Source organism: Microbacterium oleivorans (genome assembly GCF_023715745.1).
Classification (GTDB): Bacteria; Actinomycetota; Actinomycetes; order Actinomycetales; family Microbacteriaceae; genus Microbacterium; species Microbacterium oleivorans_D.
Genome location: NZ_JAMBOV010000004.1, coordinates 256,448 through 280,475, shown reverse-complemented (window position 1 = coordinate 280,475; position 24,028 = coordinate 256,448). Strand labels below are relative to the sequence as shown.

21 protein-coding genes are annotated in these 24,028 nt (G+C 65.0%); 11 read left to right on the top strand and 10 right to left on the bottom strand.

Features of this window, described 5'->3' with window-relative positions:
* Positions 1–23 precede the first annotated feature (23 nt).
* The 4 genes from glmM to M3190_RS12110 all read right to left on the bottom strand — a co-directional run bounded on the left by glmM (position 24) and on the right by M3190_RS12110 (position 3,445).
* On the bottom strand, positions 24–1,367 hold the full coding sequence (gene glmM, locus M3190_RS12125) for a phosphoglucosamine mutase (protein ID WP_251581950.1): 1,344 nt from the start codon (positions 1,365–1,367) through the stop codon (positions 24–26).
* Positions 1,368–1,374: 7 nt separating this feature from the next.
* Positions 1,375–1,860: a 30S ribosomal protein S9 gene (rpsI, locus tag M3190_RS12120; RefSeq protein WP_064003289.1), complete on the bottom strand. Its 486-nt coding sequence runs from the start codon at positions 1,858–1,860 to the stop codon at positions 1,375–1,377.
* Between the two features lie 29 nt (positions 1,861–1,889).
* Positions 1,890–2,336, bottom strand: coding sequence for a 50S ribosomal protein L13 (gene rplM, locus M3190_RS12115; protein ID WP_064003290.1), 447 nt, complete (start codon positions 2,334–2,336; stop codon positions 1,890–1,892).
* Between the two features lie 173 nt (positions 2,337–2,509).
* A complete protein-coding gene (locus M3190_RS12110) occupies positions 2,510–3,445 on the bottom strand; it encodes a glycosyltransferase (protein WP_251581942.1) in 936 nt (311 codons plus the stop codon).
* Between the two features lie 295 nt (positions 3,446–3,740).
* On the opposite strand from M3190_RS12110, the gene M3190_RS12105 reads away from it, so the two are divergent.
* The 4 genes from M3190_RS12105 to M3190_RS12090 all read left to right on the top strand — a co-directional run bounded on the left by M3190_RS12105 (position 3,741) and on the right by M3190_RS12090 (position 7,947).
* Positions 3,741–4,478, top strand: a complete 738-nt coding sequence (locus tag M3190_RS12105) for a polysaccharide pyruvyl transferase family protein (protein ID WP_251581940.1) — start codon at positions 3,741–3,743, stop codon at positions 4,476–4,478.
* The gene (locus M3190_RS12100; RefSeq protein WP_251581938.1) at positions 4,468–5,592 is read left to right on the top strand and encodes a polysaccharide pyruvyl transferase family protein; all 1,125 of its coding nucleotides are present in this window, start codon (positions 4,468–4,470) and stop codon (positions 5,590–5,592) included. The genes M3190_RS12105 and M3190_RS12100 overlap by 11 nt, the downstream gene beginning before the upstream one ends.
* Complete coding sequence (locus M3190_RS12095) at positions 5,592–6,437, top strand: hypothetical protein (RefSeq protein ID WP_251581927.1); 846 nt, start codon at positions 5,592–5,594, stop codon at positions 6,435–6,437. Before M3190_RS12100 ends, M3190_RS12095 begins: the two co-directional genes overlap by 1 nt.
* A gap of 79 nt (positions 6,438–6,516) precedes the next feature.
* Positions 6,517–7,947, top strand: a complete 1,431-nt coding sequence (locus tag M3190_RS12090) for a lipopolysaccharide biosynthesis protein (protein ID WP_251581925.1) — start codon at positions 6,517–6,519, stop codon at positions 7,945–7,947.
* Here M3190_RS12090 and M3190_RS12085 read toward each other — a convergent pair.
* The 5 genes from M3190_RS12085 to M3190_RS12065 all read right to left on the bottom strand — a co-directional run bounded on the left by M3190_RS12085 (position 7,924) and on the right by M3190_RS12065 (position 13,067).
* Positions 7,924–9,201 carry a hypothetical protein gene (locus tag M3190_RS12085; protein WP_251581923.1) on the bottom strand — a complete coding sequence of 426 codons (1,278 nt, stop codon included), beginning with the start codon at positions 9,199–9,201 and terminating at the stop codon, positions 7,924–7,926. The genes M3190_RS12090 and M3190_RS12085 overlap by 24 nt on opposite strands.
* Complete coding sequence (locus M3190_RS12080) at positions 9,194–10,216, bottom strand: glycosyltransferase family 4 protein (protein WP_251581922.1); 1,023 nt, start codon at positions 10,214–10,216, stop codon at positions 9,194–9,196. Before M3190_RS12080 ends, M3190_RS12085 begins: the two co-directional genes overlap by 8 nt.
* Positions 10,213–10,398 (bottom strand): DapH/DapD/GlmU-related protein, encoded by a 186-nt coding sequence (locus tag M3190_RS15410; protein WP_308222256.1) that lies wholly within the window; start codon positions 10,396–10,398, stop codon positions 10,213–10,215. The genes M3190_RS12080 and M3190_RS15410 overlap by 4 nt, the downstream gene beginning before the upstream one ends.
* A 513-nt stretch (positions 10,399–10,911) precedes the next feature.
* Positions 10,912–11,745, bottom strand: coding sequence for a glycosyltransferase family 4 protein (locus M3190_RS12070; RefSeq protein WP_251581920.1), 834 nt, complete (start codon positions 11,743–11,745; stop codon positions 10,912–10,914).
* Between the two features lie 212 nt (positions 11,746–11,957).
* A complete protein-coding gene (locus tag M3190_RS12065) occupies positions 11,958–13,067 on the bottom strand; it encodes a glycosyltransferase (RefSeq protein WP_251581918.1) in 1,110 nt (369 codons plus the stop codon).
* Between the two features lie 255 nt (positions 13,068–13,322).
* Here M3190_RS12065 and M3190_RS12060 point away from each other — a divergent pair, with 255 nt between their 5' ends.
* From M3190_RS12060 to M3190_RS12050, 3 genes are read left to right on the top strand one after another with little or no spacing between them, the layout of a single operon-like run.
* Positions 13,323–14,837 (top strand): polysaccharide biosynthesis tyrosine autokinase, encoded by a 1,515-nt coding sequence (locus M3190_RS12060; protein WP_251581916.1) that lies wholly within the window; start codon positions 13,323–13,325, stop codon positions 14,835–14,837.
* A 3-nt stretch (positions 14,838–14,840) separates the two neighbouring features.
* Positions 14,841–15,716: a hypothetical protein gene (locus M3190_RS12055; RefSeq protein WP_251581908.1), complete on the top strand. Its 876-nt coding sequence runs from the start codon at positions 14,841–14,843 to the stop codon at positions 15,714–15,716.
* Between the two features lie 19 nt (positions 15,717–15,735).
* Positions 15,736–17,475, top strand: a complete 1,740-nt coding sequence (locus M3190_RS12050) for a hypothetical protein (protein ID WP_251581906.1) — start codon at positions 15,736–15,738, stop codon at positions 17,473–17,475.
* A gap of 9 nt (positions 17,476–17,484) precedes the next feature.
* Here the strand turns inward: M3190_RS12050 and M3190_RS12045 are convergent, their stop codons facing one another.
* The gene (locus M3190_RS12045; RefSeq protein WP_251581904.1) at positions 17,485–17,850 is read right to left on the bottom strand and encodes a response regulator transcription factor; all 366 of its coding nucleotides are present in this window, start codon (positions 17,848–17,850) and stop codon (positions 17,485–17,487) included.
* A 109-nt stretch (positions 17,851–17,959) separates the two neighbouring features.
* Between M3190_RS12045 and M3190_RS15540 the strand changes: the two genes are divergently transcribed.
* The 4 genes from M3190_RS15540 (at position 17,960) to M3190_RS12025 (ending at position 24,001) form a co-directional block, all read left to right on the top strand.
* Positions 17,960–19,591 (top strand): sensor histidine kinase, encoded by a 1,632-nt coding sequence (locus tag M3190_RS15540; RefSeq protein WP_251581902.1) that lies wholly within the window; start codon positions 17,960–17,962, stop codon positions 19,589–19,591.
* A gap of 85 nt (positions 19,592–19,676) precedes the next feature.
* Positions 19,677–21,191 (top strand): sugar transferase, encoded by a 1,515-nt coding sequence (locus M3190_RS12035; protein WP_251581893.1) that lies wholly within the window; start codon positions 19,677–19,679, stop codon positions 21,189–21,191.
* Between the two features lie 45 nt (positions 21,192–21,236).
* Positions 21,237–22,874, top strand: a complete 1,638-nt coding sequence (locus M3190_RS12030; RefSeq protein ID WP_251581891.1) for an ATP-binding protein — start codon at positions 21,237–21,239, stop codon at positions 22,872–22,874.
* The gene (locus M3190_RS12025; RefSeq protein ID WP_251581882.1) at positions 22,871–24,001 is read left to right on the top strand and encodes a hypothetical protein; all 1,131 of its coding nucleotides are present in this window, start codon (positions 22,871–22,873) and stop codon (positions 23,999–24,001) included. Before M3190_RS12030 ends, M3190_RS12025 begins: the two co-directional genes overlap by 4 nt.
* Positions 24,002–24,028 lie beyond the last annotated feature (27 nt).

The following is a 24,028-nucleotide window of genomic DNA, read 5'->3' as shown; positions in this document are numbered from 1 at the left end:
GCCCTTCGCCGTGTCGGCTCTGATCAGCCGCGCACGACCTCTGCGAGACGCTCCGCGACCCGCTTCGCGTCCGCCTCGGACGCCGCCTCGACCATCACACGCACGAGCGGTTCGGTCCCCGACGGGCGCAGAAGCACCCGCCCCGAATCACCGAGCTCGGCTTCCGCCTCAGCAACGGCCGACAGCACATCGACATCCGTCGCGCGCGACCGCTCGACACCCTTCACGTTGATGAGCACCTGCGGGAACACCGTCATGACCTCGGCGAGCTCCGACAGCGGCTTCCGCTGACGAGTCACTTCCGCCGCGAGGTGCAGGCCAGTGAGCAGGCCGTCACCCGTGGTGGCGTAGTCGCTCATGATGACGTGGCCGCTCTGCTCACCGCCGAGCGAGAAGCCGCCCTCGTTCATGCGCTCGAGCACATAGCGGTCGCCGACGGCGGTCGTTTCGAGGTGGATGCCGTGGGCCGCCATCGCGCGATGCAGACCGAGATTGCTCATCACGGTCGCGACGAGCGTGTCGTCCTTCAGCAGCCCGCGCTCCTTCATCGACACAGCGAGGATCGCCATGATCTGGTCGCCGTCGATGGTGCGGCCGTCGGCGTCGACGGCGAGGCAGCGGTCGGCGTCACCGTCGTGGGCGATGCCGAGGTCGGCACCGGTTCGCAGCACTTCGGCGACGAGCACGTCGAGATGGGTGGAACCGACACCGTCGTTGATGTTCATGCCGTCGGGGTCGGCACCGATGACGGTGACCTTGGCCCCGGCATCCCGGAACGTCTCGGGCGAGACGCCGGACGCCGCACCGTTGGCGCAGTCGAGCACGACGTGCAGGCCGCGCAGGCTGGTGCGGAGTGACGCGAGCAGGTGCACGACGTAGCGGTCCTCGGCATCAGCGAAGCGGCGGATGCGGCCGACCGCTCCCCCGGTTGGTGCGAGCTTCGGGCCGCTCATGGCTTCTTCGATGCGCTGCTCGACTACGTCGGGCAGCTTGACGCCGCCACGAGCGAAGATCTTGATGCCGTTGTCGGGAGCCGGGTTGTGCGAGGCCGAGATCATGACGCCAAAGTCCGCGTCGATGTCACCGACGAGGAACGCGGCGGCCGGGGTCGGCAGCACGCCGGCATCGAGCACGTCCACGCCCGACGAGGCCAGTCCCGCGGCGACGGCTGCGCTGAGGAAGTGACCCGAGACCCGCGGGTCGCGTGCGACGACCGCGGTGAGGCGGCGTCCGCTGCGGCGACGGGCTTCGGCGATACGACCCTGGCCCAGGACGACCGCGGTCGCCTGGGCCAGGGTGAGCGCGAGATCGGCGGTGAGGGGGCCGTTTGCGAGGCCCCGCACACCGTCCGTCCCGAACAGTGCCATCGAAGGATTAACGCTTCGAGTACTGGGGAGCCTTGCGCGCCTTCTTGAGACCAGCCTTCTTGCGCTCCTTGACGCGAGCGTCACGCGAGAGGAAGCCGGCCTTCTTGAGGGTCGGGCGGTTGTTCTCGGCGTCGATCTCGTTGAGGGCACGCGCGATGCCGAGGCGCAGGGCGCCGGCCTGGCCCGAGGGGCCACCACCCGAAATGCGGGCGATCACGTCGTAGCCTCCGGCGAGGCCGAGGACCGTGAACGGGTCGTTGATGAGCTGCTGGTGCAGCTTGTTGGGGAAGTAGTCCTCGATGGTGCGGCCGTTCACCGTGATGGTGCCCGAGCCGGGAACCAGGCGCACGCGGGCGATGGCCTGCTTGCGGCGACCCACGGCTGCGCCGGGGACGGAGAGGACGGGGCGAGCCGGGGCGGCCTCAGCGGCGGCCGGGGTCTCGGTCGAGTAGTTCTCGGGGGTCTGGTCGAGGGAGTCAGCGATCTTCGCCATCAGATAATCCTTGTTCTTCTCTGCGGCGCTTACTGGGCGACCTGGTCGAAGGTGTACGTGGTGGGCTGCTGGGCCGCGTGCGGGTGCTCGGCACCGGCGTAGACCTTCAGCTTGGACAGCTGCTGGCGACCCAGGCTGTTCTTGGGGAGCATGCCGCGGACGGCCTTCTCGACGGCCCGCACCGGGTTCTTCTCGAGGAGCTCGGAGTAGGTGACCGACTTGAGGCCGCCCGGGTAACCCGAGTGGCGGTAGGCCTTCTTCTGCTCGAGCTTCTGGCCGGTGAGGGCCACCTTGTCGGCGTTGATGATGATCACGAAGTCGCCGGTGTCGACGTGGTTCGCGAAGGTGGGCTTGTGCTTGCCGCGCAGCAGCGTGGCAGCGTGCGAGGCGAGGCGGCCGAGGACGACATCGGATGCGTCGATGACCACCCACTCACGGGTGATCTCACCGGCCTTGGGGGTGTACGTGCGCGTCACAGTAGTGCTGCTTTCATAGATTCGAACGGAGAGGTTCGTGAATCCCACTCCGGGGTGGTTCGCTCGGGATGCCGGTCGAACACGCCAGTGGAGGGCTCACGTTCGCGGTGCGAGGCCAGCAGGGCGCAGGCACCAAATGTCAAGGGTACACGACCGCTGCCATGACGTCACCATCATGGTTGGTCGGAAACCACGCTCCAATAGAGTTGCTCGTACGCCTGCCCAATCCTCCGCCAATCTCTCTCGTTCAGTCGAGGACCTGGATTTTCGCGTTGAGTGCGCAGACTTCGAGCTACGTCGAGAGCGCGCGCGACGTCCGCCGATGTGAGGTCGCCGTCGTACAGACTCAACCATTGTGGACCAACCTCATCTCTGAGGCGGCGCGTCGATGCGGTGGACGGCGCAAGGACCGGAACCCCGATGGTGAGCGCGAGGAAAATCACTCCGGAGTTGTACAGCGACGTGTATGGGACCGCAACGGTCTCTGCCGTGGCAATGAGCGGGAACAGCTCGGATTCGGGGAGCTCGTCCAATCGGAGCACGACGTTCCCGTACTGATGTGCGGCCCGTTTGATATCGGCACCTATCTGGGAGTTCCACGGCTTTCCGGCGACAATCACTTCCACTCCATCCACACCCGCCGCTGCGTGGATGAGGGACGGCACGTTCTTGTAACTGCGTATTGAACCGAAGAAGAGCACTCGCCTCTCCACGGCTGACTCCGGCGACCGTCTCGATACCTTCTGTCGATAATCACCATGCGGAATCGTGACAACACGCGTTTGCCCCCACCGCGATAGGTCCTCGGTGTCATTCAAAGCCACGAAGGCCGCCGCGGCCGAATGGATTCGCTTCAATAGAAACTCTTCGATGCGCGACTGGGTTTCGTGCGGAGCAAGGTTATGGATCGTCACGACGATCGGGCGCCGGCCTAGCCGCAAGCGAATCAGGAGCATGGCGAACGCCGCACGCTTTGCGAGGCGCTTGAAGCTTCCCGATGCCCGCAGAAGGTTCTCAGGCCACTGGAAGTGCAAAACATCGTAAGCGCCGAAAAGTGCAAGCCTCCATGAAAACCAACGGGATTCGATGGTGCTGGGCAGGTTCGTCACATGCAATTCGACAAACGGGTTCGTCCGCTCGTTTGGCGGCTTCACACTATGAAGAACCTGAACTGATGACCTCGCGGATCTACGCACGAATAAAGGTCCTCCTGTCATGACGCGAACGCTATCTCAGCCCGATGACGAACATGAGTCAGCCCGAAACGAGGAGGTAACCGAGCACAGCTAGACTCATCGCCGCGGTCACCCCGGCCGCTGTTCAACGGGAGATCGATTCGTGCTTCAGATCGGGAACGTCGACGTCTTTCATTGGAATCCGCGGCGACCATTGGTACGCGGACGCATGGGCGCGATCCTCCCAAAGGGTCGGCTCACGAACAACTTCGGGGACCTGATCGGACCGGAGGTAGTGCGCACGCTGGTCGGAAACGCGACTCGTTCGCGCCCTGGAGACAGACGCCTCCTCGCGGTGGGGTCGATCCTTCACTTCGCCGAGGACGACGACGTCGTCTGGGGCAGCGGCATCAACGGCAAGATCCCACTCTCGCAGATTAGAGCGATACGACTGGACGTGCGAGCCGTGAGAGGCCCGCTGACAGCAGATGTTCTCCGCAAAAGAGGGGTCGCCGTCCCCGATGTCTTTGGCGATCCGGCCCTCTTATACCCTGCACTAAACGACATCAAGAGGGCGACCCCGACGCGGCCGTTGACGATTGTGCCCAACCTTCACGACGAGGAGACCTGGCGCCATCGCGCGGAAGCACTCAGCCCGCGTCTACCGATTCGTGAGGTGGTCGCCACCATCGCTCAATCCGAGTTCGTCGCGGCGTCCTCCCTGCATGGTTTGGTCATCGCTGATGCTCTTGGGGTCCCAGCCTCAATGCTGCAGCCATCTAAGGAGGACCTGTTCAAGTACCAGGACTACTACGAGGGGACGGGCCGCAGGATGCCCAAAGTCTGCGCGACCATCGCTGAAACCCTCGACCAGCCAGCTGATCTCTTGAGATGGTCACCAACTTCCCTTATCGACGCATTCCCGCACGATCTTTGGGTCGAAGGATCACTGCCGAGTGGCACGTAGCATCGGCCGAGCCCGGGTCACCGCCGCCGCCACATCGCCTGCTGCCTCCGAGAAAGAGATTGCTTTGATCGAATCTGACCTCGCTCATCTCGCTTCGATACGCAAGCGGACGCTGAAAACCCTTCGCGAAGCGCTAAAGGGCCACACAAGCGTTGCGATCGTTGATGCCCCTAATCAACGTAACGTCGGGGATTCGCTTATCTGGGCTGGCGAGCTTGAGTACGTTCGCGAACTCGGGTTGACACTCCACTATGTGTCTGACATGTGGACTTTTGATCCACGCGCGCTCCGTAAGAACATGCCAAGCGGCGCAGTACTCCTGCACGGTGGTGGCAATTTTGGCGACCTCTGGCTGGGTCATCAAATCCATCGCGAGATCGTGGTCCAGGCGCTGCCCGACTACCCGATCATCCAACTGCCTCAGTCGATCTTCTTCGGCGATGCAACCAGAGCGCGTCAGGCTGACCGAGTCCTGTCGGCGCATCCCGACTTTGTGGCCCTCATCCGAGATGAAATTTCGATGAGTCGTGCCACAGATCAGCTCCCAAATGTACGAATCTCCTACTGTCCCGACATGGCGCTGGGCTGGAAATCATCGAGACCTCTGCCCAGGACTCCGCGCGTCGACGTTCTCGCGATCGCGCGGGCCGATATGGAAGCCTCATCCAATCTCGCAGAGGTGGACTCTACGTGGCTGAACGGTGCCTCGTTTATGAAGACCGACTGGTGGCCGTCAGGCAAATTCTCGCTTCCGTGGCGTACGGCACGCCTGGCAACTTTGGTCTATCGCTACTACGTAAAAGCACGCAAGCGATTGCAGTGGCTCCCCGCTGGATGGGTCGATCGCCTCGGGGCGCGCTTCATTAAGAAGATCAATGCCGTCAACGTCGCCTGTGCAACTGACCTCTACGGAACCGCGCGCGTAGTCGTCGTCGACCGCCTTCACGCTCACGTGCTAGCCGCGCTCCTCAGCGTGCCGCACGTTGTCATGGACAACAACTACCGGAAGGTCAGTGCGATCTACGACGAGTACAGCGGTGCTTTCTCGACTGCACACTACGCGGCCGACCTCCCCGCCGCCCGGGCTGAGATCCTTCGATTGCTGGGGCGCTGATGCTGGCATTCGTGACTTCTCTGCGACACCCTCAGAATTCGTCTGACTACAGGCGGGTCGAGAGCCTCCTTCGCGAGACGTTGGACTCGATCACTGGCCAGACGCGATCCGATTTTGTGGTCATCGTGGTCGGAAACCGAGAACCGTCGTTCCGTCTACCCCCGAAAACGGTCTTCGTCCCCGTCGCGTTCGAGGCGCCGGCGCCGCCGAACGGGCCGAGGACCGACCGCACCTCGTTCGTGTGGGATAAGGGCACAAAAATCGGTGCGGGGCTTCTCGCAGCGCGAGAGTATGCCCCAACGCATGTAATGATCTTCGACGCCGACGACTATGTCAGTAATCAGCTCGCTGACTTCGTGTCCAGCCGCGACGGAAATGCGGCCTGGGTTCTGCGGAGCGGCTGGATGTATTCCCACACACGGGAAGTGATCAAACCGATTGACCGCTTCAACAAAACGTGCGGGACCTCCTTCATAGTCCCGTTCGAAGCGTATGCAGTGCCGGCCTCACTTTCCCCGCAGAGCAGCCAAACCGCGATCGCCGATGGGTTCGGGGACACCCTCCCAAACGTCCTTGGGGCGCACAGGGATGCGGAAGAATGGTTTACCAGTCACGGTCTTGAGGTTCTACCGCTTCCCTTCCGCGGCGCGGTGTACAACGTCGATACAGGCGAGAACCACTCGGGAAAGTCATTCCGAGGGCTCGCACGACCAGTGTCCTCCCCTCTGATCAGGCAGTTCGGGTTGCCCGTGCGCCGCTCCCGAGCGAACCGCCTGTGGGAGGCGATCGGCCCGCGCGCAGCCGTCGAGACCTTCCGTTCTCGACTACGCCTGTTCCGCGGATGAGACTCGAGAACGCGAGGAAGGGGCCGCTTTGACTGACGACGGTCTCCGAAGGCGTGCCATCGGCTCGATCGGATGGGTCGTGGCCGAACGTTGGGGCTCAAGATTACTTTCCCTCGGTGTGCTGGCGATTCTCACTCGCCTACTCGATCCATCACAGTTTGGACTTGTCGCGATTGCGACGTCGATCGTCGCAATCTTGCAGGTGGTCGTCGACTCCGGCTTCAGCCGCACACTGGTCCAGCGGAAAGATCTAGGTCCGCAAGATGCTTCCACTGTCTTCTGGACATCACTCGGGTTATCAGTCCTACTTGCAGGATCGCTCATCCTGCTTGCCCCTGCGATTGCCTCGGTATTCGACGAGCCGGAACTGACGATCATTCTTCAAGTGCTATCTGCTGCGCTGCCTCTAGCCGCACTTTCGCAAGTGCCGGCCGCCCTTCTCGAGCGAGAGCTGGATTTCAAGCCACTCTCCATACGACAACTCGTGGGCGCGTTGGGCGGGGCGATCTTCGCGGTTCCGATCGCGCTCCTCGGAGGCGGAATTTGGGCCCTCGTCGTTCAGACACTGGTTACTTCCGCTGTCGCGGTAGTTGCTTTATGGGCGGCGTCTTCGTGGCGCCCTAGCCCTGAGTTTTCCTGGCATGCGTTGCGCTCCATGTGGTCAACTGGAACGGCGATTCTCGCGATTGATTTGCTCGATGCGGTCCAGGCGAATGTCGACAAGCTCGTGATCGGCGCGTTCTTTTCGGCATCAGATCTCGGGTATTACTTTCTTGCGCAACGGCTCGGAACGATCCTAATCGAACTGGTGACATCAGTCATGGCTCGCGTGTCACTTTCCACCTTTTCCCGTGTTCAAGATGATCGACAGCGCCTCGACCGGATCTTCAGACAGATGACGTTCGCGGCGGCATCTCTGAGCATTTTCGTTTTCGGTATCGTAGCGGGCCTCGCCCCACAAATCGTTGGGGGGGTCTTCGGTGATCGATGGCTACCATCCGTCGAGACCGTTTGGATTCTCGCGGGCGGTTGGGCCCTCGGAGCCATCATGTACTTCGACAGGAACGCTCTGATCGCGACTGGGAACGCTGGGTCCGCCCTTTGGCTAGCGCTCCTCCAAAATCTGGTCAGCACGATACTCGTGTTCGCATTCATTCCGTTCGGGGTGGCGGGGATCGCCTTCTCTCGACTCGCGCGTTTCGTGGTGTGGCCGATCAGATTGTGGGTTCTGCGGACGCGAGCGCGGATCGATGTGTGGCGTTACGCGCTCCAACTCATCCGAGGACTCGCGGCGATGATTCCGGTTTTGGCAGGAGTCTTTGCATTGCAGATGACCCCTTGGGCCGGATCCAAGCCTGGAATATGGACATTTGCGCTACCGGTATGCGTCCTGGCGCTGATTGTGTACCTGATTCTATTGTGGCTTTTCGCCGGCACCGAGAATCTGACCGTCGTCCGGAGAATGCTCGGCGATCTCAACGCCCAGCTACGGCGTCGTAAGCGCAAATGATCGCGAGTGGGCAGCGCGCTTTTGGCCGGGGGGTTCGGTCGCCGTCACATAGGAAGCCGCTCCTACCACGATCGCGCCGAGCACCCAAGGAAACGCGAACCACACATTGTTGGTGGCCCCCGCCAGGAGGACGAATGAGGCGAAGAAGATCGTGCCGCGAGAGCGTCGCGAAGCTAGCCAGAACAGGGTGACGGCGATCACGAAGCTCACTCCGGCCACGATTCCGCCGTCATAGAAGATGGCGATCCACAGAGTCGGCAAGTAGGGCGCAGCCCACGACGTGACACCGGTGTCGTGTACTTGGCTGTACCCGTTGAGCCCAAATCCAGTCCACCAAGCACCCGTCGTTGTGAGGTCCGACAGAGCGCTTTCGATCGTCAGCACGCGGGTGTACCCCGTCCCCTGCGCTGTGTTGAACAGCCCAGTGATGCGACCCACCGTCGCATCGAAGAGCGGGTCGCCTGAGCGTGAGTCTTGCCCCTGCTGGTTGCCCATGGTCGCAAACACGAAGACGAAGACGAGCCCGACAACGGCAACCGACAAGAGAAGGGGACGCCTTCGTAACGTTCGAAGGAGACTCGCCGTTAGGACCACTGCGAATGCGACCCACGCCACGCGGGTAAAGGTGAGGTAAATAGAAAAGCCTCCCATGCCCATGAAAGTCCAGTAGAGGCGCGGTCGGACGACCTTGTTCCAGGCATAGAGCATGGCTGCAACGAGGGTTAGGAATGCCGCGTACAAGTTGGGTTCGACGAAGAATCCTTGAAGTCGAAACACGAGGCTCGCATAATCAGCCTCTACAAAGTCATTGATCTGTCGCGTGCTCTGGGCGACTGCCCACCCGATGAGCGTGACGAGAATGACCAACATCAGCAGACTGGTGATCACATTGAGGCTATAAGGGATAAGCGTTCTGAGGGAATAGACGAGAATGCTTGAGAGAATGTTCGATGCGATCCAAGCCATTATTCGCAGGCTTTGGGGTGGATCAAGAGCTACGAGAACGCTTGAGGCAAGGGTAAAGAGAGACCAGAAAATCACAAAGATAACGCCGGCGATCGCCAAGCGCGATCGCGCCGGAGGAGCCACCGTCCTGCGCGCAAGTAGGAGTAACAGGAAGATGGGGATGGCGATGTGCTCCGGCAGGATGACAACTCCTCCCCCACCAAATCGCACATTCGGGAATGCGACAAGAGTGACCGCGAGCGAGAAGAGTGCCACCTGTGATCGCGATGGCGCCAGCGATTCAGGCACCGGCAACATTATCCATGTATTCCTCTGCGCGAGTCCTTGGGTCAAAGGCTGAGGATGCGAACTCCCGGGCTTTTGCTCTCAAGATGTTCGCGTCCCTTATGGCCAGTCGGATCAGGTCGCTCAACTCGTCGACGTCCCCCGGCGTGTATAGCAACCCGGTAACTCCGTGTTCTACCAGCTCGAGGGTCCCGCCAGCGGCAGGCCCGACTACCACGACCCCACTCAACTGCGCCTCGGCCACGACACGCCCGAATGGCTCCCCGGCGTTGGTGACGACAAGTATGTCGATATCTTCCATCACTCGGTCTCGAGGAACTCTCCCCTCGAATCGGAAGCGCTCGTCCAACAGCTCCTCGCCCGTCCGCAATACAGATTCGAGGTAATCGAGATCAGAGTCGACTGCTGCGCCGCGAACAGTTACTGCAGCGACCTCATCCACTGCAGCCGCAGCCTCGACCGCAAACGCTGTTCCCTTTCGTGGGGAGATCTGCCCTATTATCCCCACCACGCCCGCCGAACCATCGTTGCCGGACGATGCTGGCTCCACGGGCCGGTACACAACAACCTTGTCCGAAGTGGGCACCTGGCTCGCAATGTACTTGCTGATACATATCGCACGGTGAGCAAATCGCATCAGCCAGAAGTAGGGCTTACGCTTCGGGTGACCGATGAGTGCGTCGTGTACATCAATTACGATCCGAGCACCCCGGAGAATTGCTAGGGGACGCAAAATGGCGAACAACGGCATGAGGTAGAAATCGAAGACTACGATATTTTCACCTCTCCAGACGGAATGAATCGCATTTGGGAGGAAACTGAGCAGCCTTCGAAGTCGGCCATGCCTGAGCGTAACCTGCTTAGCAGGCCCTATCTGCGATCGCCAAATTTCGACGAGTTCGTTGTTCGATGCGATGAGACGGGAACCGCCCGCAGCTCGCGTCGCTATCGTGAGAAGACTCAGTTCTGCTCCCCAGATCACCGAACTGCCGGTGAAGAACGCGACGGATTTGTTCATGAGTGTCCCCGTGATCCGATTTGTTTCGCAGGAACCCCCGCGACAATGCTCCGAGGCAGCACGTCCTTGGTGACAACCGAACCGGCAGCCACGACCGCACCACTTCCGATGGTGACACCCGAAAGTATCGTCGCACCCGAACCCACCCAGACGTCGTCTCCCAGGATGACTTGAGACCGCACCTCGCCTTGGTTGCGAATAGGTGTGCTCACGTCGTCGACTCGGTGATTCTCAGAGAAGATGCTGACCGATGGCCCCAGCAAGCAATCTTGGCCAATGAGCACCCCGCCCCCGCCATGGATGAAATTGTTCCAACCAATGGCAGTCCTATCCCCGACGACGATTCCCTCGCCGAGATTGCGCAGAACACCCGACGCGCGAAGGAGCGCGTTCTCGTCGACTGTCACCGAGTCGCCAAGTGAAATCCCGCTTCTCGAGCGAGCTTCAAGGACTACCCCCTTACCCAACGAGACCCCCGTTCCCACAGATAGGCGGCGCCGCCCGCGAATGCGGACCGAACGCCCCAAATAGACTCCGGGGAGGCCACGCGCGACACCCCGAAACCTCTGCACGCCCTTCTCCACGATGAGGCCGATTAAGTCAGTTACCGCCACGTCGGGGTCGAACCCGCTATCAAGTTTTCTGGAGCGACGGTACGCGCGATCGACAAGCTTCCGGATCAAGTTTTGCCCCTCTCAATCGAACATGGCGGAGCGGGCAGCTACTGCGACGTCTGCCCAACTGAGCGCTACCGCGGGCACACCCTTGGAGCCGTTCGCCGAACGGCGATGCTGAGAAGCCATTTCGGCGAGACCTTCGGCCATAGATTTGTCATCGTGCGGATCGAAGTACACGGCAGCTGTGTTGATCTCCCTGAATGGAGGAATATCACTCGCCGCGCTCGGCGCGCCGAATCTTGCAGCTTCCAGCAGCGGCAGACCGAATCCCTCTCCGAGGGACGGGAAAACGAAAAACTCGCACTGCGAGTAGAGGGAGATGAGTTCTGAATCTGTCACGTGTCCGGTGAAATGCACCCCTGCGACATCGGTCACCGCTTCGGATTTCCCGTCCGGTGCACCCACGATGATCAGGTCAAAACGCTCCGCGAGGCCACCACGACTAAACACACGGATCAAACGCTGGATATTTTTTCTCACATTCAGGCGACCGACCGCCAAGATGAAGGGGCGCTCGATCGCCACTAGCGATGGCACGCCCCCTGGCTGATCCAAGTCCAACGGCACCGAGAGCCCCACGGCAGCCACCCGTGCTCGCACGCGCGGGAACACCCTTCGGATCCGATCCGCCTCCGCTTTTGACGAGGTAAGTACTCGGCGCGCTCGAGGCAGAGTAAGGCTCGCCACCCCCAAGTAAAGCCGCTCGCTCAGCGTGAACCATTGGGGCCTGTCCCTAAACAGCGCGTCATGAAGGAAGGTAGCGCGGATGAATTGACCTCGCCCCGTCAGGGGCGTGAAGTTTTGAGAGACAACCGCATCGTAGCGACGGGCCGTTAAGCCGATCTGGAGCATGACCCATAGACCGTGATTTGAGACTCTGGGTGCCACTGTAAGCAGGCGCACTCCGGGCGGCACGGAAACTCCCTTTGGGGCACGAGGGACAGCCACATCGATCACATCGTCCGGAAAAGCCGATCTCCAGCCCTCGATCAGTCCGCTAATGACATTGCGGCCCGACGGAGGACCGTCAACCAGCCAGTAGCCGTCGAACAGAACTCTTCTCATCAGGATCCCGCCGCGAGTCGCCGCAAGGTTGCCTCATACCGTTCGCAAACCAAGTCCCATGTGTACTCCCGCTGACTTCTGCGTCGAACTCCCTCTCGGAAAGCCTCACGACGAACAGGGTCACGCATCAGTTCCGTGATGCCACTCGCGATGGACTCTGGATCCGGCTTCACAAACAGAGCGTTTTGTTCCAGGACTTCCCGGTTGTAGACAGTGTCCCGCGCAACGACCGGCGCACCACAAGCCATGGCTTGGACGAGGGCGGGATTTGTCCCGCCTACGCTGTGCCCATGGAAGTAGACTCCCGCATGCTGAAGCAGGGCAAAGAGAAGGCCATCGTCTCGGACGTGTCCCAGCCAGTGCACATTCGAGTGCTCTGCATCCAACCTCTGCGCATACTCGTCCAGTTCACCACCGTATCCCGTCGACCCCACGATCACGACTGGACTGTCGCGGGCAATGGACTCTACGGCCCGCAGAAATTCAGGAACCGTGTTCTCGGGCACAAATCTCGCTACGACCAGAACGTACTCTCCAGAAGTCAGTCCCATCGGGGGGGACAACTCGCCCGGCGCGGTCCCGCCGTACGGGATGAACGTCCCGCTTCGGCCAAAGTCGCGCTCCCACCGATCGCGGATCGCCCGAGCATCGAAGACGAGCTCTGTAGCGTGCTGAGCCGTGAGCCTCGCGCCAGCCCTAAACATGCGTTTCGCTGCTTGTCCCCACTTCTCGCGGTCCCACTCGATTCCGTCGACATTAACCAAGGTTGGGATACGACTCGCTCGGAGCATCGGGAGATAGAACCCGTTCGCCACGTTCATCACGAGCGCGACGGACGGCCGCCGTCGAAATGCGGCGTCGATCGATGCCGTGAGGCCGAATGTCAAAGTACTCATCGAGCGCGATTCGACCCCGCGTGTCAGTCGCGAGCCCACGCGCGGGTCGCGATCGGGATCATCAGGAGAGTTGGCGCCTGCTCTGCCGTACACGGTGACGTCCCACCCTGCATCGCACAGGAACGGCGCGAGGTGCCTCACCGCCGTCTCAAAACCGCCGTAATAGCTGGGGTATCCCCGAGTGCCGATGATGGAAACTGACAGCTTCTGCATCTGACCTCTTCATTCTGGCGGACACCAAAGAATCGGCGAGGGTCACCCTCCGGGGCAAGGAGGTGACCACGACCCGACTGCCCGCCGAACGCTAGCAGCAGTTTGTGACGTGAATGTGTCGCGGCGGGGGTACGTTTCGCCCCGCAAGGGGCGCGCGCCGCGAGTGCCTCACTGTCACATGCCGGTTACAAGGTTGTGGCAGACTGTTCGCGAATTTCGAGAGGCATCTCGAGCAAGAGGATCAGGGGCACGCATATGGAGCTGAGCGACTACATCCGCGTCCTGCGCAAGAACTGGATCGTGGTGGTAGTCCTCATCCTCATCGGGGTCGGCGCAGCTGCAGCCTTCTCTCTGACCAGGACACCGACGTATGAATCGACGAGCAGCATCGCTGTCTCCACCCAGGTTGGCGGCTCAGTGACTGACGTCCAGCAGGGGTCAAACTTCGCGCAGACACGTATCAACACCTACGTCGGCCTTGTCAACAAACCCATCGTTCTCAACCCGGTGATCGCGGACCTGAACCTCGGTACGACAGCGGAGAGTCTCGCCTCGAAGGTGTCGGCCTCCGCGGCGCTCAACACAACATTGATCACCATAACTGTGGCCGACGGGGACCCGATCGTTGCTGCTGATCTCGCGAATGCTATCGCGGCGAGCCTTTCTGACGTAGTGCCCGAGATCGAGCCTCAGATCGACGAAGGCGGGAGCCCGATACGCTTGACACGGGTCAGTGACGCTCAACCAGCGCTCGCACCCTCAAGCCCGAATGTGCCGTTTAACCTCGCGCTCGGATCACTTCTCGGGCTCGCCATAGGGATAGGTTTCGCGGCTCTGCGCACTGTCCTCGACAACAAGGTCCGCACGCCGCGCGAGGCGGAGCAGATCACCTCGTCCCCCTCGCTCGGCGCGATCGCGTACGACACGAAGGCCAAGGAACGCCCGCTCATCGTGCACGCCGACCCGCTCAGCCCCCGCGCCGAGTCGTTCCGCGCGCTCCGCACCAACCTGCAGTTCCTCGACATGGGCGGCCGCTCGAGCTTCGTCATCACGAGCTCGGTCCCCAGCGAAGGCAAGTCGACCACGACGATCAACCTCGCCATCGCGCTGGCGGATGCCGGCAAGAAGGTCGCACTCCTTGACACCGACCTGCGCAAGCCCAAGGTCGCCGAGTACCTCGGCATCGAGGGCGGTGTCGGCCTCACCGATGTGCTCATCGGCCGGGCCCGGGTCGGCGACGTCATGCTCCCCTGGGGCGGCCGCAGCTTGTTCGTCCTCCCCGCCGGCAAGATCCCGCCGAACCCGAGCGAACTGCTCGGCTCGAAGCAGATGGGCACGCTGCTCGACGTCCTTGAGCGCGACTTCGACGTCGTCCTGTGCGACGCTCCCCCGCTCCTGCCCGTGACGGATGCCGCCATCCTCGCCCGCAGCACGAGCGGCGCGATCCTCGTCGCCTCGGCCGGCAAGGTGACTCGCCACCAGCTCGAAGGCGCCGTCGAGGCGCTCCACACGGTGGGTGCGAAGGTCGCCGGGTTCGTCATGTCGATGGTCCCCACCCGTGGCCCGGACTCTTACTACAACGGGTACGGCTACGGATATGGCTACGGGTACGGCGGCTACGGCTACACGCAGGAGCAGCCGAAGGCGGCCCGCGGACGCAAGCGCAAGGCCCCCGTCGCCGTCGTCCCCGACACCGCGCCCGCCATCGGCGAGATCGGCTTCGACACGCGACGCGAAGCACGTGACGCCGGCGACACCGCCGTCCGCTGACCCATGGCCCGCCGGTCCCCGGTCCGCCGAGGCCTGCCCTCCGTCGTCGTCGCCGTCCTCGTCGTCGCGCTGACGGTGGCGGTCGGCGGCCTCGTCGCGCTCGCACTGCAGCGCGGGCAGGGCGCTCCCGTCGCCGATCGGACCGCCGATCCCGTGCCGGCGACGACTCCGTCACCGTCCCCGTCGCCCTCCGCGTCGCCGACGGCGATCATTGCGCCCGGCACTGCGGAGCGCTTCCTCGTCCTGGGCGACGACGTGATCTGGCGCGCGACCGCCGGCAGCTGCGGTACCACCGCCCCTGTCGTCGAGCGCTCCGACGACAACGGGGCGACCTGGGACGACGTGACGCCCACGTACCGCGACATCGCACAGGTCCGCGCGCTCACCCTCCTCGCCGACACGCAGGCCACCGCCATCGCCGACGTCGGTGACGGCTGCGAGACCCAAGCGCTGCAGACGTTCACCGACGGCGCCTTCTGGTCGCCGTACGAGAAGGTCCTCGCGAGATCGACCTACCTCGCTGACGGCACCGTCCTCATCGACGGCACCGCGCTCACCGCCCCCTGCGCCGAGCCGTGGGGACTCCGCGCCTCCGGCGACGCCGCCGCCTTCCTCTGCGACGGAACCGCGTACGAGACGACGGGCGGGCAGACGTCGCGGATCGGTGACGGCGTGGTCGCCCTCGACATCCACAACGGCGAGATCGTCGCCGCCTCGGTGGCGCCGGAATGCGTCGGCCTGCAGCTGACCGCGCTGTCGGGCGACCGCCAGGAGATCGCCTGCGTCGACGCGGATGTCGCCGCACCGACCGCCCTGACTCTCACCGACGATGCGATCTGGCTCTGGAACGGGAACGCCCTGACGTCCACGCCTCGCTGATCCGAGCGCTACGCTTCCCATGGCCGTCATGCAGGAAGGGGGAACGGTGACGCGTCACGACCGTCGCGCCGCGCTGGAACGCCGCATCCGCACCTCTCTGGCCGTGCTGGGTGCCCCCTTCGTCAGCGGCGAATACTTCACGCGATGGTCGCTCCTCATGTCGTTCGTCGTCGGCACCTTCCTGAGCGTGCCGAGCGTCGGCATCCCCTCGTTCGACGGGTACCTGCGGGGCGTCGCGGTCGCGGCCGTCGGGTGGATACCGCTCGCCGCCCTCGGACTGTGCGCCGCTTACGCCGAAAGGCGCCTCGCCAAGAGCCCGGGCGAACGGGTCGCCGTGATCGCAGCGGCCATCGTCGGCCTCTCAGCCGTCCGTCCCTTCCTCAACGACGCCGTCAGTGCGACCCTCTTCGGGCTGTCCACCGGTGGCAACTGGACGACGCGCATCACCACGAACATCGTCACGTCGGTCATCCTGTTCACCGTCTGCGCGATCGCGGTCACGTATCACCGACGCCTGCGGGCGACCACGCGCCGACTGCGCTCGGCGAGCGCGCTCATGCGCGTCAGCACGGCCGAAGCCGCCCACCTGCAGAGCACCGTGCCGACCGTGCTCGCGCAGATCTCCGATGACCTGCGGCGGCACCGCGACTCGCTGCTCCACGGCACCGTCGACTACGACGCGGTGCGCGACTACTCCGCCCGCGTGCGCGCCGCGAGCCACCGACTCGACGAGCTGACGCAGTGGCCGCCGGACGACGCCCCCGTCGACATCGATCTCGACGATGCACGAGGGGTGCCGGTCCTGGCACGCCTCAGCACCACACCACCGCTCAGCGTCGGGCTGACCTACGTCGCGGCGACACTCCCCTTCGGGCTGTCGCACGGCGGTCCGTCGGTCGTCATGGCGGCGGTGACGGCCTGCGCGGCCCTCGACCTCGTCGCATCCCTCATCACGCGCCGTGCGCGAGGCCTGCGGGCGAGGCTGCGCGGTCTCGTGTTCCTGGCGACCTGGGCCCTCGCGGGGGCAGGAGTGTTGGCGCTCACCTATGCCCTGCTCCCGAACGTCGGCGCTCTCGGTCTGGTGCCGCTGCTCGCGCTGCCGCTCACGGCCTCAGTCATCAGCATGTCCGTCGACGCATACCGCCGAGCACGAGCCGAGGAGGTGCGCGCCACATCCGTTCTGCGAGTCTCGGCCCGTACCCTGGCGTCCGCCGTCGAGTCGGCGCGCGCGCCGCTGCGCCGCGCGAGCGACCTCTTGCACGGCCGACTGCAGAGCAGGTGCGTGATCCTCGCCGCGCACGTGGACGAGTCCTCCGCCGACACGGCGACCATCGACACCTTCCGCACGCAGACCGACGAGGTACTCGACGAACTCCGCACCGGTGCGAACCTCGTCGTCGAGGAGACGATCGACGACCTCGTCGAGGCATGGTCCGTCGTCATGGACGTGCGCGTCGGCGCCGAGCCTGACGCGCGAGCGGCCTTCGACGACCCCGCGATCGGAGAGGAGGCGAGCCGGCTGGTCAACGAGGCGCTCGTCAACGCGGTGAAGCACTCCGCCGCGCGCGAGGCCGCCGTCGAGATGGAACGCACCGGTGACCGACTGCGGCTGCGCATCTCGAGCCCCGGCATCCTCTCCCCACGGGCGCCCGCGACGCCCGCACCACGGGGGCTCGGTACACGCGCTGTCGGCACGACCCTGCGTCAGGTCGGAGACCAAGTCGTGCTCGAGCGCGAGTTCGAGCTCCCGCCGCAGTGACGCGGTCGCTCAGCAGGCGAGGAGCGTCTCGATCCGCTCGCGCAGCTGCCGCGGCGTGAACGGCTTCGTGACGTAGTCGTCGACTCCCGCCGCCTTCGCGCGCGAGACGTCCTGCGGCGACGAGCGGGCCGTCAGCATCATGATGCGCGTGTCGGCGAAACCCGGGTCCGACCGCAGCTCCGAGCACACCTCGATGCCCGACTTGATCGGCATCATCCAGTCCAGGATGACCACATCCGGATGCCGGGCGTGCGCGGCATCCAATCCCGCGCCGCCGTCGTGGGCGACGTCGACCTCGTGGCCGACGCGCGCGAGCACCTGCTGCAGCAAGGACGCCACATCGACGTCGTCCTCCACGACCAGCACGTGCGCCACGCGGTCACCTCGTGTCCTGCCGAACCCGAACGTCGGCGATGCTGCTGACATTACACTTCGCCGTTCGTGCGAAACGCCCGTTGTGACGAACCGGTTGTACGGTGTACGCGTGATCGGGATCGAGGGTGAGCGGCTCGGCCCCGTCCCATCGGGCCGTCGGATCACGTTGTGGACGCTGAATTCGCTGGCCATCGTGTTCCTCGCGCTCATCGGCGTCCGGCTCCAGGCGAACGGGCTTCCGATCGCCATCTGGTGGCCCGCAGCCGGCGTCTCGGTCGCGTTCGCGCTGCGTGTCGCACCCCAGCGCCGGTGGACGGCGATCGCCCTCATCTTCGGACTCACCGCTCTCGCCAACGCGATCGGCGGGCGACCCTGGCAGCTGTGGTTGCTCTACGGGCTTTTCAACGCGATCGAGATCGCGCTCGTCGTCGCCCTCCTTCGCCGACGCGGTGCCCGGTTCCGACTCGACTCGCTGACCGACGCTGCGCGATTCGTGGGGGCGGTCCTCCTCGGCGCTGCGGTCGCCGCCGCCGGTATCACCACCGCGAACGTCGTCGTCAGCGGCGGCACGTTCCTCCCGACGTCCATCGTGATCTTCGCCTCGCACAGTTCGGCGATGATGCTCATCGGGAGCCTCGCGATCCTGCCCCGGGACACGGGCAAACGCGTCCGCCCCGTCGAACTCATCGCCCATGTGGTGGTCGTCGGAGGCGCGGTGCTCCTCGCCTTCGGCCCGCCCGGCTACACCGAGCTGTCGTTCCTGACCTTCGCCGTCCTGGCGGCCGGATGCCTTCGGTTCCCGGTCCGCGTCGCGATCTGGTCGTCCCTCGTCACCTCCGTCACTGCTCTTCTGCTGACACTCACCTCCGGGGGCACCGCGGGTCTGGGCACCGTCCAGTCGGCCGAGGCCGCGGTCACTCTCGTGGTGTTCATGAGCGCCATCGGGCTGTTCACCGTCCTGGTCTCGGTCGCGCGGTTCGAGGGTCGCACGAACGCCGCGGTGGCGGTGCGGGCCGCAGAGGAGATCGCCGCCGCCGAACGCGCGCGCGCGTCCGCCATGGCTACCCAACTCGATCTCGAGCGCCAGCGCGAGGACTTCGTCACCGCCGCCAGCCACGAGCTGCGCACGCCGGTCACCAACGTGCTCGGGTACGCCGACCTGCTGAGCGAATCGGATCTCACGACGGAACAGCGATCGTGGGTCGATGCCACCCGACGCGGCGCGGCCCGCCTCGCCGGCCTCCTCGACGGCTTGACGCAAGCGGCCTCGCCGGGTGAGCGCGTGCGCGTCGCCGTCGACGAGCTCGTCGGCGACGTGCGCGCGGCCCACCACGCCGAGGCAGTCGCGCGGCGCACGGAGCTCGTCACGACGAAGACCGGCCTGCACGTGATCGCCGTCGACGCCGACGCCCGGCGCGCGCTGTGGAGCCTGGTCGCCAACGCCGTCACGTTCGCCGAAGCCGGAACCGTGGAAGTGTCCGCCAGCCGCATCGGCGACGACATCGCGATCGTGGTGGCCGACGACGGCCCCGGCATGTCTCCCGAGACGCTCGCCCACGCCTTCGAACGCTTCTTCCGCGGCCGCGAGGCGGAGGGGCGCACGGCCAGCGGCCTCGGCCTCGGCCTCGCCACCGCCCGCGACCTCGCCCGCCGCAACGGCGGCGACATCACCCTGACCTCGTCACCCGGGCAGGGTGTCGTCGCCACCCTCCGCCTGCCGGCTGCGCCGACGACGGCGTAGATCGATCACGTCTCGGACACACGCGTGTTACAGGTCACTGGTACGGTGCCTGCGAGGGGCGGGGGAGCCCTCTCCTGGGGGGAAGATGGCGAGCACGGTGACTGACACAGCCGACGGCCACGACGAGCGGACGCCGGCCGCGACCACGCCGACGCCGCAGCGGGGCTCGTGGCGTCACGTCTACGCCCGGCGCCTGTGGATCAGCGACCTCCTCGTCCTCGTGTGGGTCGTCTACGGCACCCAGATCGCGTGGTTCGGTCTCGGCGCCGCCGAGATCGCCATCAGCTCCGGCCGCGTCGCCGGCGAGATCTCGTACTGGAGCTTCTCGACCGGCCTCATCCTCGTCTGGATGCTGACCCTCAGCCTCGCCGACACCCGCGACTACCGCGTGATCGGTGCGGGCTCCGCCGAGTATGCGCGGATCGCCCGGTCGAGCGTCACCCTGTTCGGTGTCATCGCCATCATCGCCTTCCTCACTCAGATCGAGGTCGCGCGCGGCTTCCTGCTTCTCAGCCTGCCCCTCGGCATCCTCGTCCTCCTCTTCGAGCGCTGGCTCTGGCGCCAATGGCTCATCGCCCAGCGACGGACGGGCGGGTTCTCGGCCCGAGTGCTGCTGATCGGATCGCGCCAGTCGGTCGTCGACATCGCGGGCGACCTCATCCGCACGCCCAGCGCGGGATATCACGTCGTCGGCGCCTGCGTCCCCGGCGCCGCGGTCGCCGACACCATCGAAGGCACCGACATCCCGATCATCGGGTCGATCTCGGCACTGAGCAGCGCGATGGCTGTCACGAAGGCCGACACGGTCGTCGTGACGAGCACCGATGAGCTGCCCGCCGACAAGGTCAAGCAGATCTCGTGGAGCCTCGAAGCTGGCCGGCAGCACCTCGTGATCGCCCCCGGGATCGCCGACATCGCCGGTCCGCGCATCAGCAGCCGCCCCGTCGCCGGCCTGCCACTGCTCCACGTGGAGACCCCGCGTTTCAGCGGTGGGCAGCGCGTCGCCAAGCGCATCCTCGACGTCGCCGCGGCGTCGCTCGGCGTCGCCCTGATCAGCCCCGTCCTGCTCTTCCTCGCGATGTCGATCCGGCTGTCCAGCCCCGGCCCGATCCTGTTCCGCCAGACGCGCGTCGGTCACGGCGGTCGCGAGTTCACGATGCTGAAGTTCCGCTCGATGGTCATCGACGCGGAGGAGCGTCTCGCCGCCCTGCTCGAGCAGGAGCGGGATGCCGGCAACACCGTCCTGTTCAAGATGAAGAACGATCCGCGTGTGACGCCGATCGGTCGCATCATGCGCCGCCTCAGCCTCGATGAGCTGCCCCAGCTGTTCAACGTCATCGGCGGATCGATGTCGCTCGTCGGCCCCCGGCCGCCCCTCCCCCGCGAGGTCGAGCTCTACGCCGACCACGTGCACCGCCGGTTCCTCGTGAAGCCCGGCATCACGGGGCTCTGGCAGGTGAGCGGACGCTCGTCGCTGACGTGGGAGGAGTCGGTGCGACTCGACCTCTCGTATGTCGAGAACTGGACCCTGGTGGGCGACGTCGTCATCCTGTTCAAGACCGCCAAGGCTGCGCTCGCGCCCGGTGAGACCGCCTTCTGACATTGCGCCGTCCGCACGTGGCTACACTGGCGACGGAGCCACCTGATGCCGACAACCGAGAGCCGCTGGGCTGACAGTCAGCTCATCGGCACCCGTGTGAGGTCCGTCTGGCAGTGGCAGCTGATCTTCACGTTCAGCGTCGTCGCCATCACGGTCGTCGTCAGCATCCTCGACGTGGGCTTGATGGCGAGCCCCGGCTACCTCATCGGCGTCTTCGTCATCATCATCTCTTCGATCGCGACTCTCGTCACGCCCTGGGCGCGCGTCCCTCGACACGCGGCGTTCGTGCTCCCTCTCGCCGACATCGTCGCGATCGGGTTCCTCACGCTCGTCGAACCGATCCTCGGTTACCTCTGGCTCTTCCCGATCGCCTGGATCGCGACGTACTTCGGCACGGCCGAGATCGTGCTGGCCATCAGCGCCGTCGCCGTCATGAACCTCGCCGATCCCGACCGCTGGGGTTTCTCGCCCGGTGTCATCGTCGAGCTGCTCATCGTGGTGCTGGCCCTCACGTTCCTCGCCATCACGATCGCCGTCGGCGCGCGGCGCACGCGGGCGTTCCGCATCCTCGCCCGCAATCAGGCGCAGCGGCTGACCGCGACCGTCTCCCGCGTTCACTCGGCCGAACAGCGTGTCAACGCGGTCTTCGACTCGATCTCCGTCGCCCTCGCCCGGGTGACCCGCGGCGGCGAGATCGTGTCCGCCAACGCCGCCTACCGCGCGCTGTACTCCCTCGATACGCAGGATCTCCGTTTCCCGCTCGGCGGCGCCGTCGAGTACTCCGACTATCGAGGACGCGCCCTCAGCCCCTCCGAGACGGCCATCGCGCGGGCCAGCCGCGGCGAAGTGGTCGAGAACGAACGTCTGTGGCTCTTCGACCGCAGCGGCACCTGGCGCGCCCTCGGGCTGTCCATCAGCGACGCGGCGCCGAACTCCCTCGGCCAGCCGACGGCCGTGATCGAGCTGGCGGATCTCACCGCCGTCGCCGAAGCCCAGCGCGAGCGGCCGCACGTCACCCGCGTGGTGGCGCACGAGCTGCGCAATCCGCTCACGGTGATCCTCGGCCACGCAGACCTGCTGCTCGAAGGGTCGAATCTGACCCCGGGCCAGCGCGACCATCTCGATGTCATCGAGTCGGCGAGCGAGCGGATGCTCACCCTGATCCAGGGTCTGCTCGCGCAGTCGACGGATGCCGCCGACCAGCACGCGGAGTTCGACGCCGCCCAGCTGGTCGAGGCCTCCATCGAAGCGTTCGAGCCGGCGGCATCCGCGTCTGCCCTCTCGATCGACCCGATCGTCGCCCGCCCCCTCCCCGTCGACGGCGACGAGTTCCGCCTGCGGCAGGTCGTCGACAACATCATGAGCAACGCCATCAAGTACAGCGACCGCGGCACGCTCCGCGTCGTCGCGGGCCTCGACGACGACGGATGGGTCGTGATCTCGATCGCCGACGAGGGCATCGGCATGACGTCAGAAGACGTCGAGCGGGTGTTCACCCCGTACTTCCGCGCCCAGAATGCGCAGGAGGGCTCCGTCCCCGGCACGGGCCTCGGCATGGGCATCACGCGCGATATCGTCGAGGCGCACGGGGGTAGCATCGCCGTGGAGAGCGCTCTCGGACGCGGGACGACCGTCACGGTCCGTCTCCCCGCCGCAGGTCGTGAGGAGGGGGGCGAGCGATGACGCACGTCGACGTGACGATCGTGCTGGTGGCCTTCGCCACCGCCTGCACGATCATGATGATCGGCCTCGGGTTCCTGTCCTTCCCCGGGCGAGCCGCCGCGATCTGGTCCTCGGGCTTCGCCGTCGCCATGCTGAGCTGCTACCTGCTCGTCGCCGCTGACCAGGTCGATTCGAGTCTCGTCCGAGCGGCCGCTCACGGCCCGATCCTCTGCGCATCCGGCTTCATCTGGGTGGGCCTGCGAGCGCGCCGGGGACGCGAGCCGATCATGCTGATTCCCACGATCGCGGTCTTCAGCGTGCTCACCGTGGCACTGGGCCTCACCGCTGAGACGGACGTGTACGGTCTGGTCTTCCGCGTCGCGTTCGCCGTGGGCGCCGTCGTCGCGGGACTGACCGTGTGGGAGCTCGTTCGTCTGCGCAAGCCAGAGCTGGAGATGTCGCTCCCGCTTCTCGTGGCATCGGTCGGATTCGTGGGGCTCGCGCTCCTCGTGGGGATCGACGGCGTCGTGCGGTGGGTGAACGGTCAGGGCGGGCAGTCGGAGGCGGACATGTCCGGGCTCTACTCCCTGAACGAGCTCGTCGCCCTGCTCTACCTTGTGTGCGCGCTCGTCACCCTGCTCTACCTGGTGCGACGCGGATCGCAGGGCACGGACCCCCAGCAGACGCTGGACTTCTCCGCGGTCGCGCGTGATCGCCTGGCCCGCGCGAAGGCCGCCGACGACCGCTGGTGGTCGCTTCTCGACATCCGTCTCGACGACCCGGGCGAGCTGCTCGACGCCTCCAGCGGCCGCGCCTTCCACCGTGTGACGGCCCGGTTCGCGAGCGACATCCGCGACGTGATGCCTCCCGAAGCAGACCTCCATGCCGTGTCACGGACACAGGTCCTCGTCCTGATCCCGCGTCCCGACACCGCCGTGCGCGGACTGATGTCCCAGCTGCTGGAGCGCATCGGGACCTTCACGGACCAGCAGGCGGTCCCGGTGCGGCTCTCGGCGAGCATCGGAGTCGCGGCCGCTCCCCTGGCCGACTGGGACCTCGATCGCCTCCGCGCGGCTGCAGGAGAGGCCGCCGCCCACGCCCAGGTGTCGGGCGGCGACCGGTGGGAGCGCGCAGTCTTCGCTCCCTGATCAGGATTGCGCGTTCGTCACCGTAGG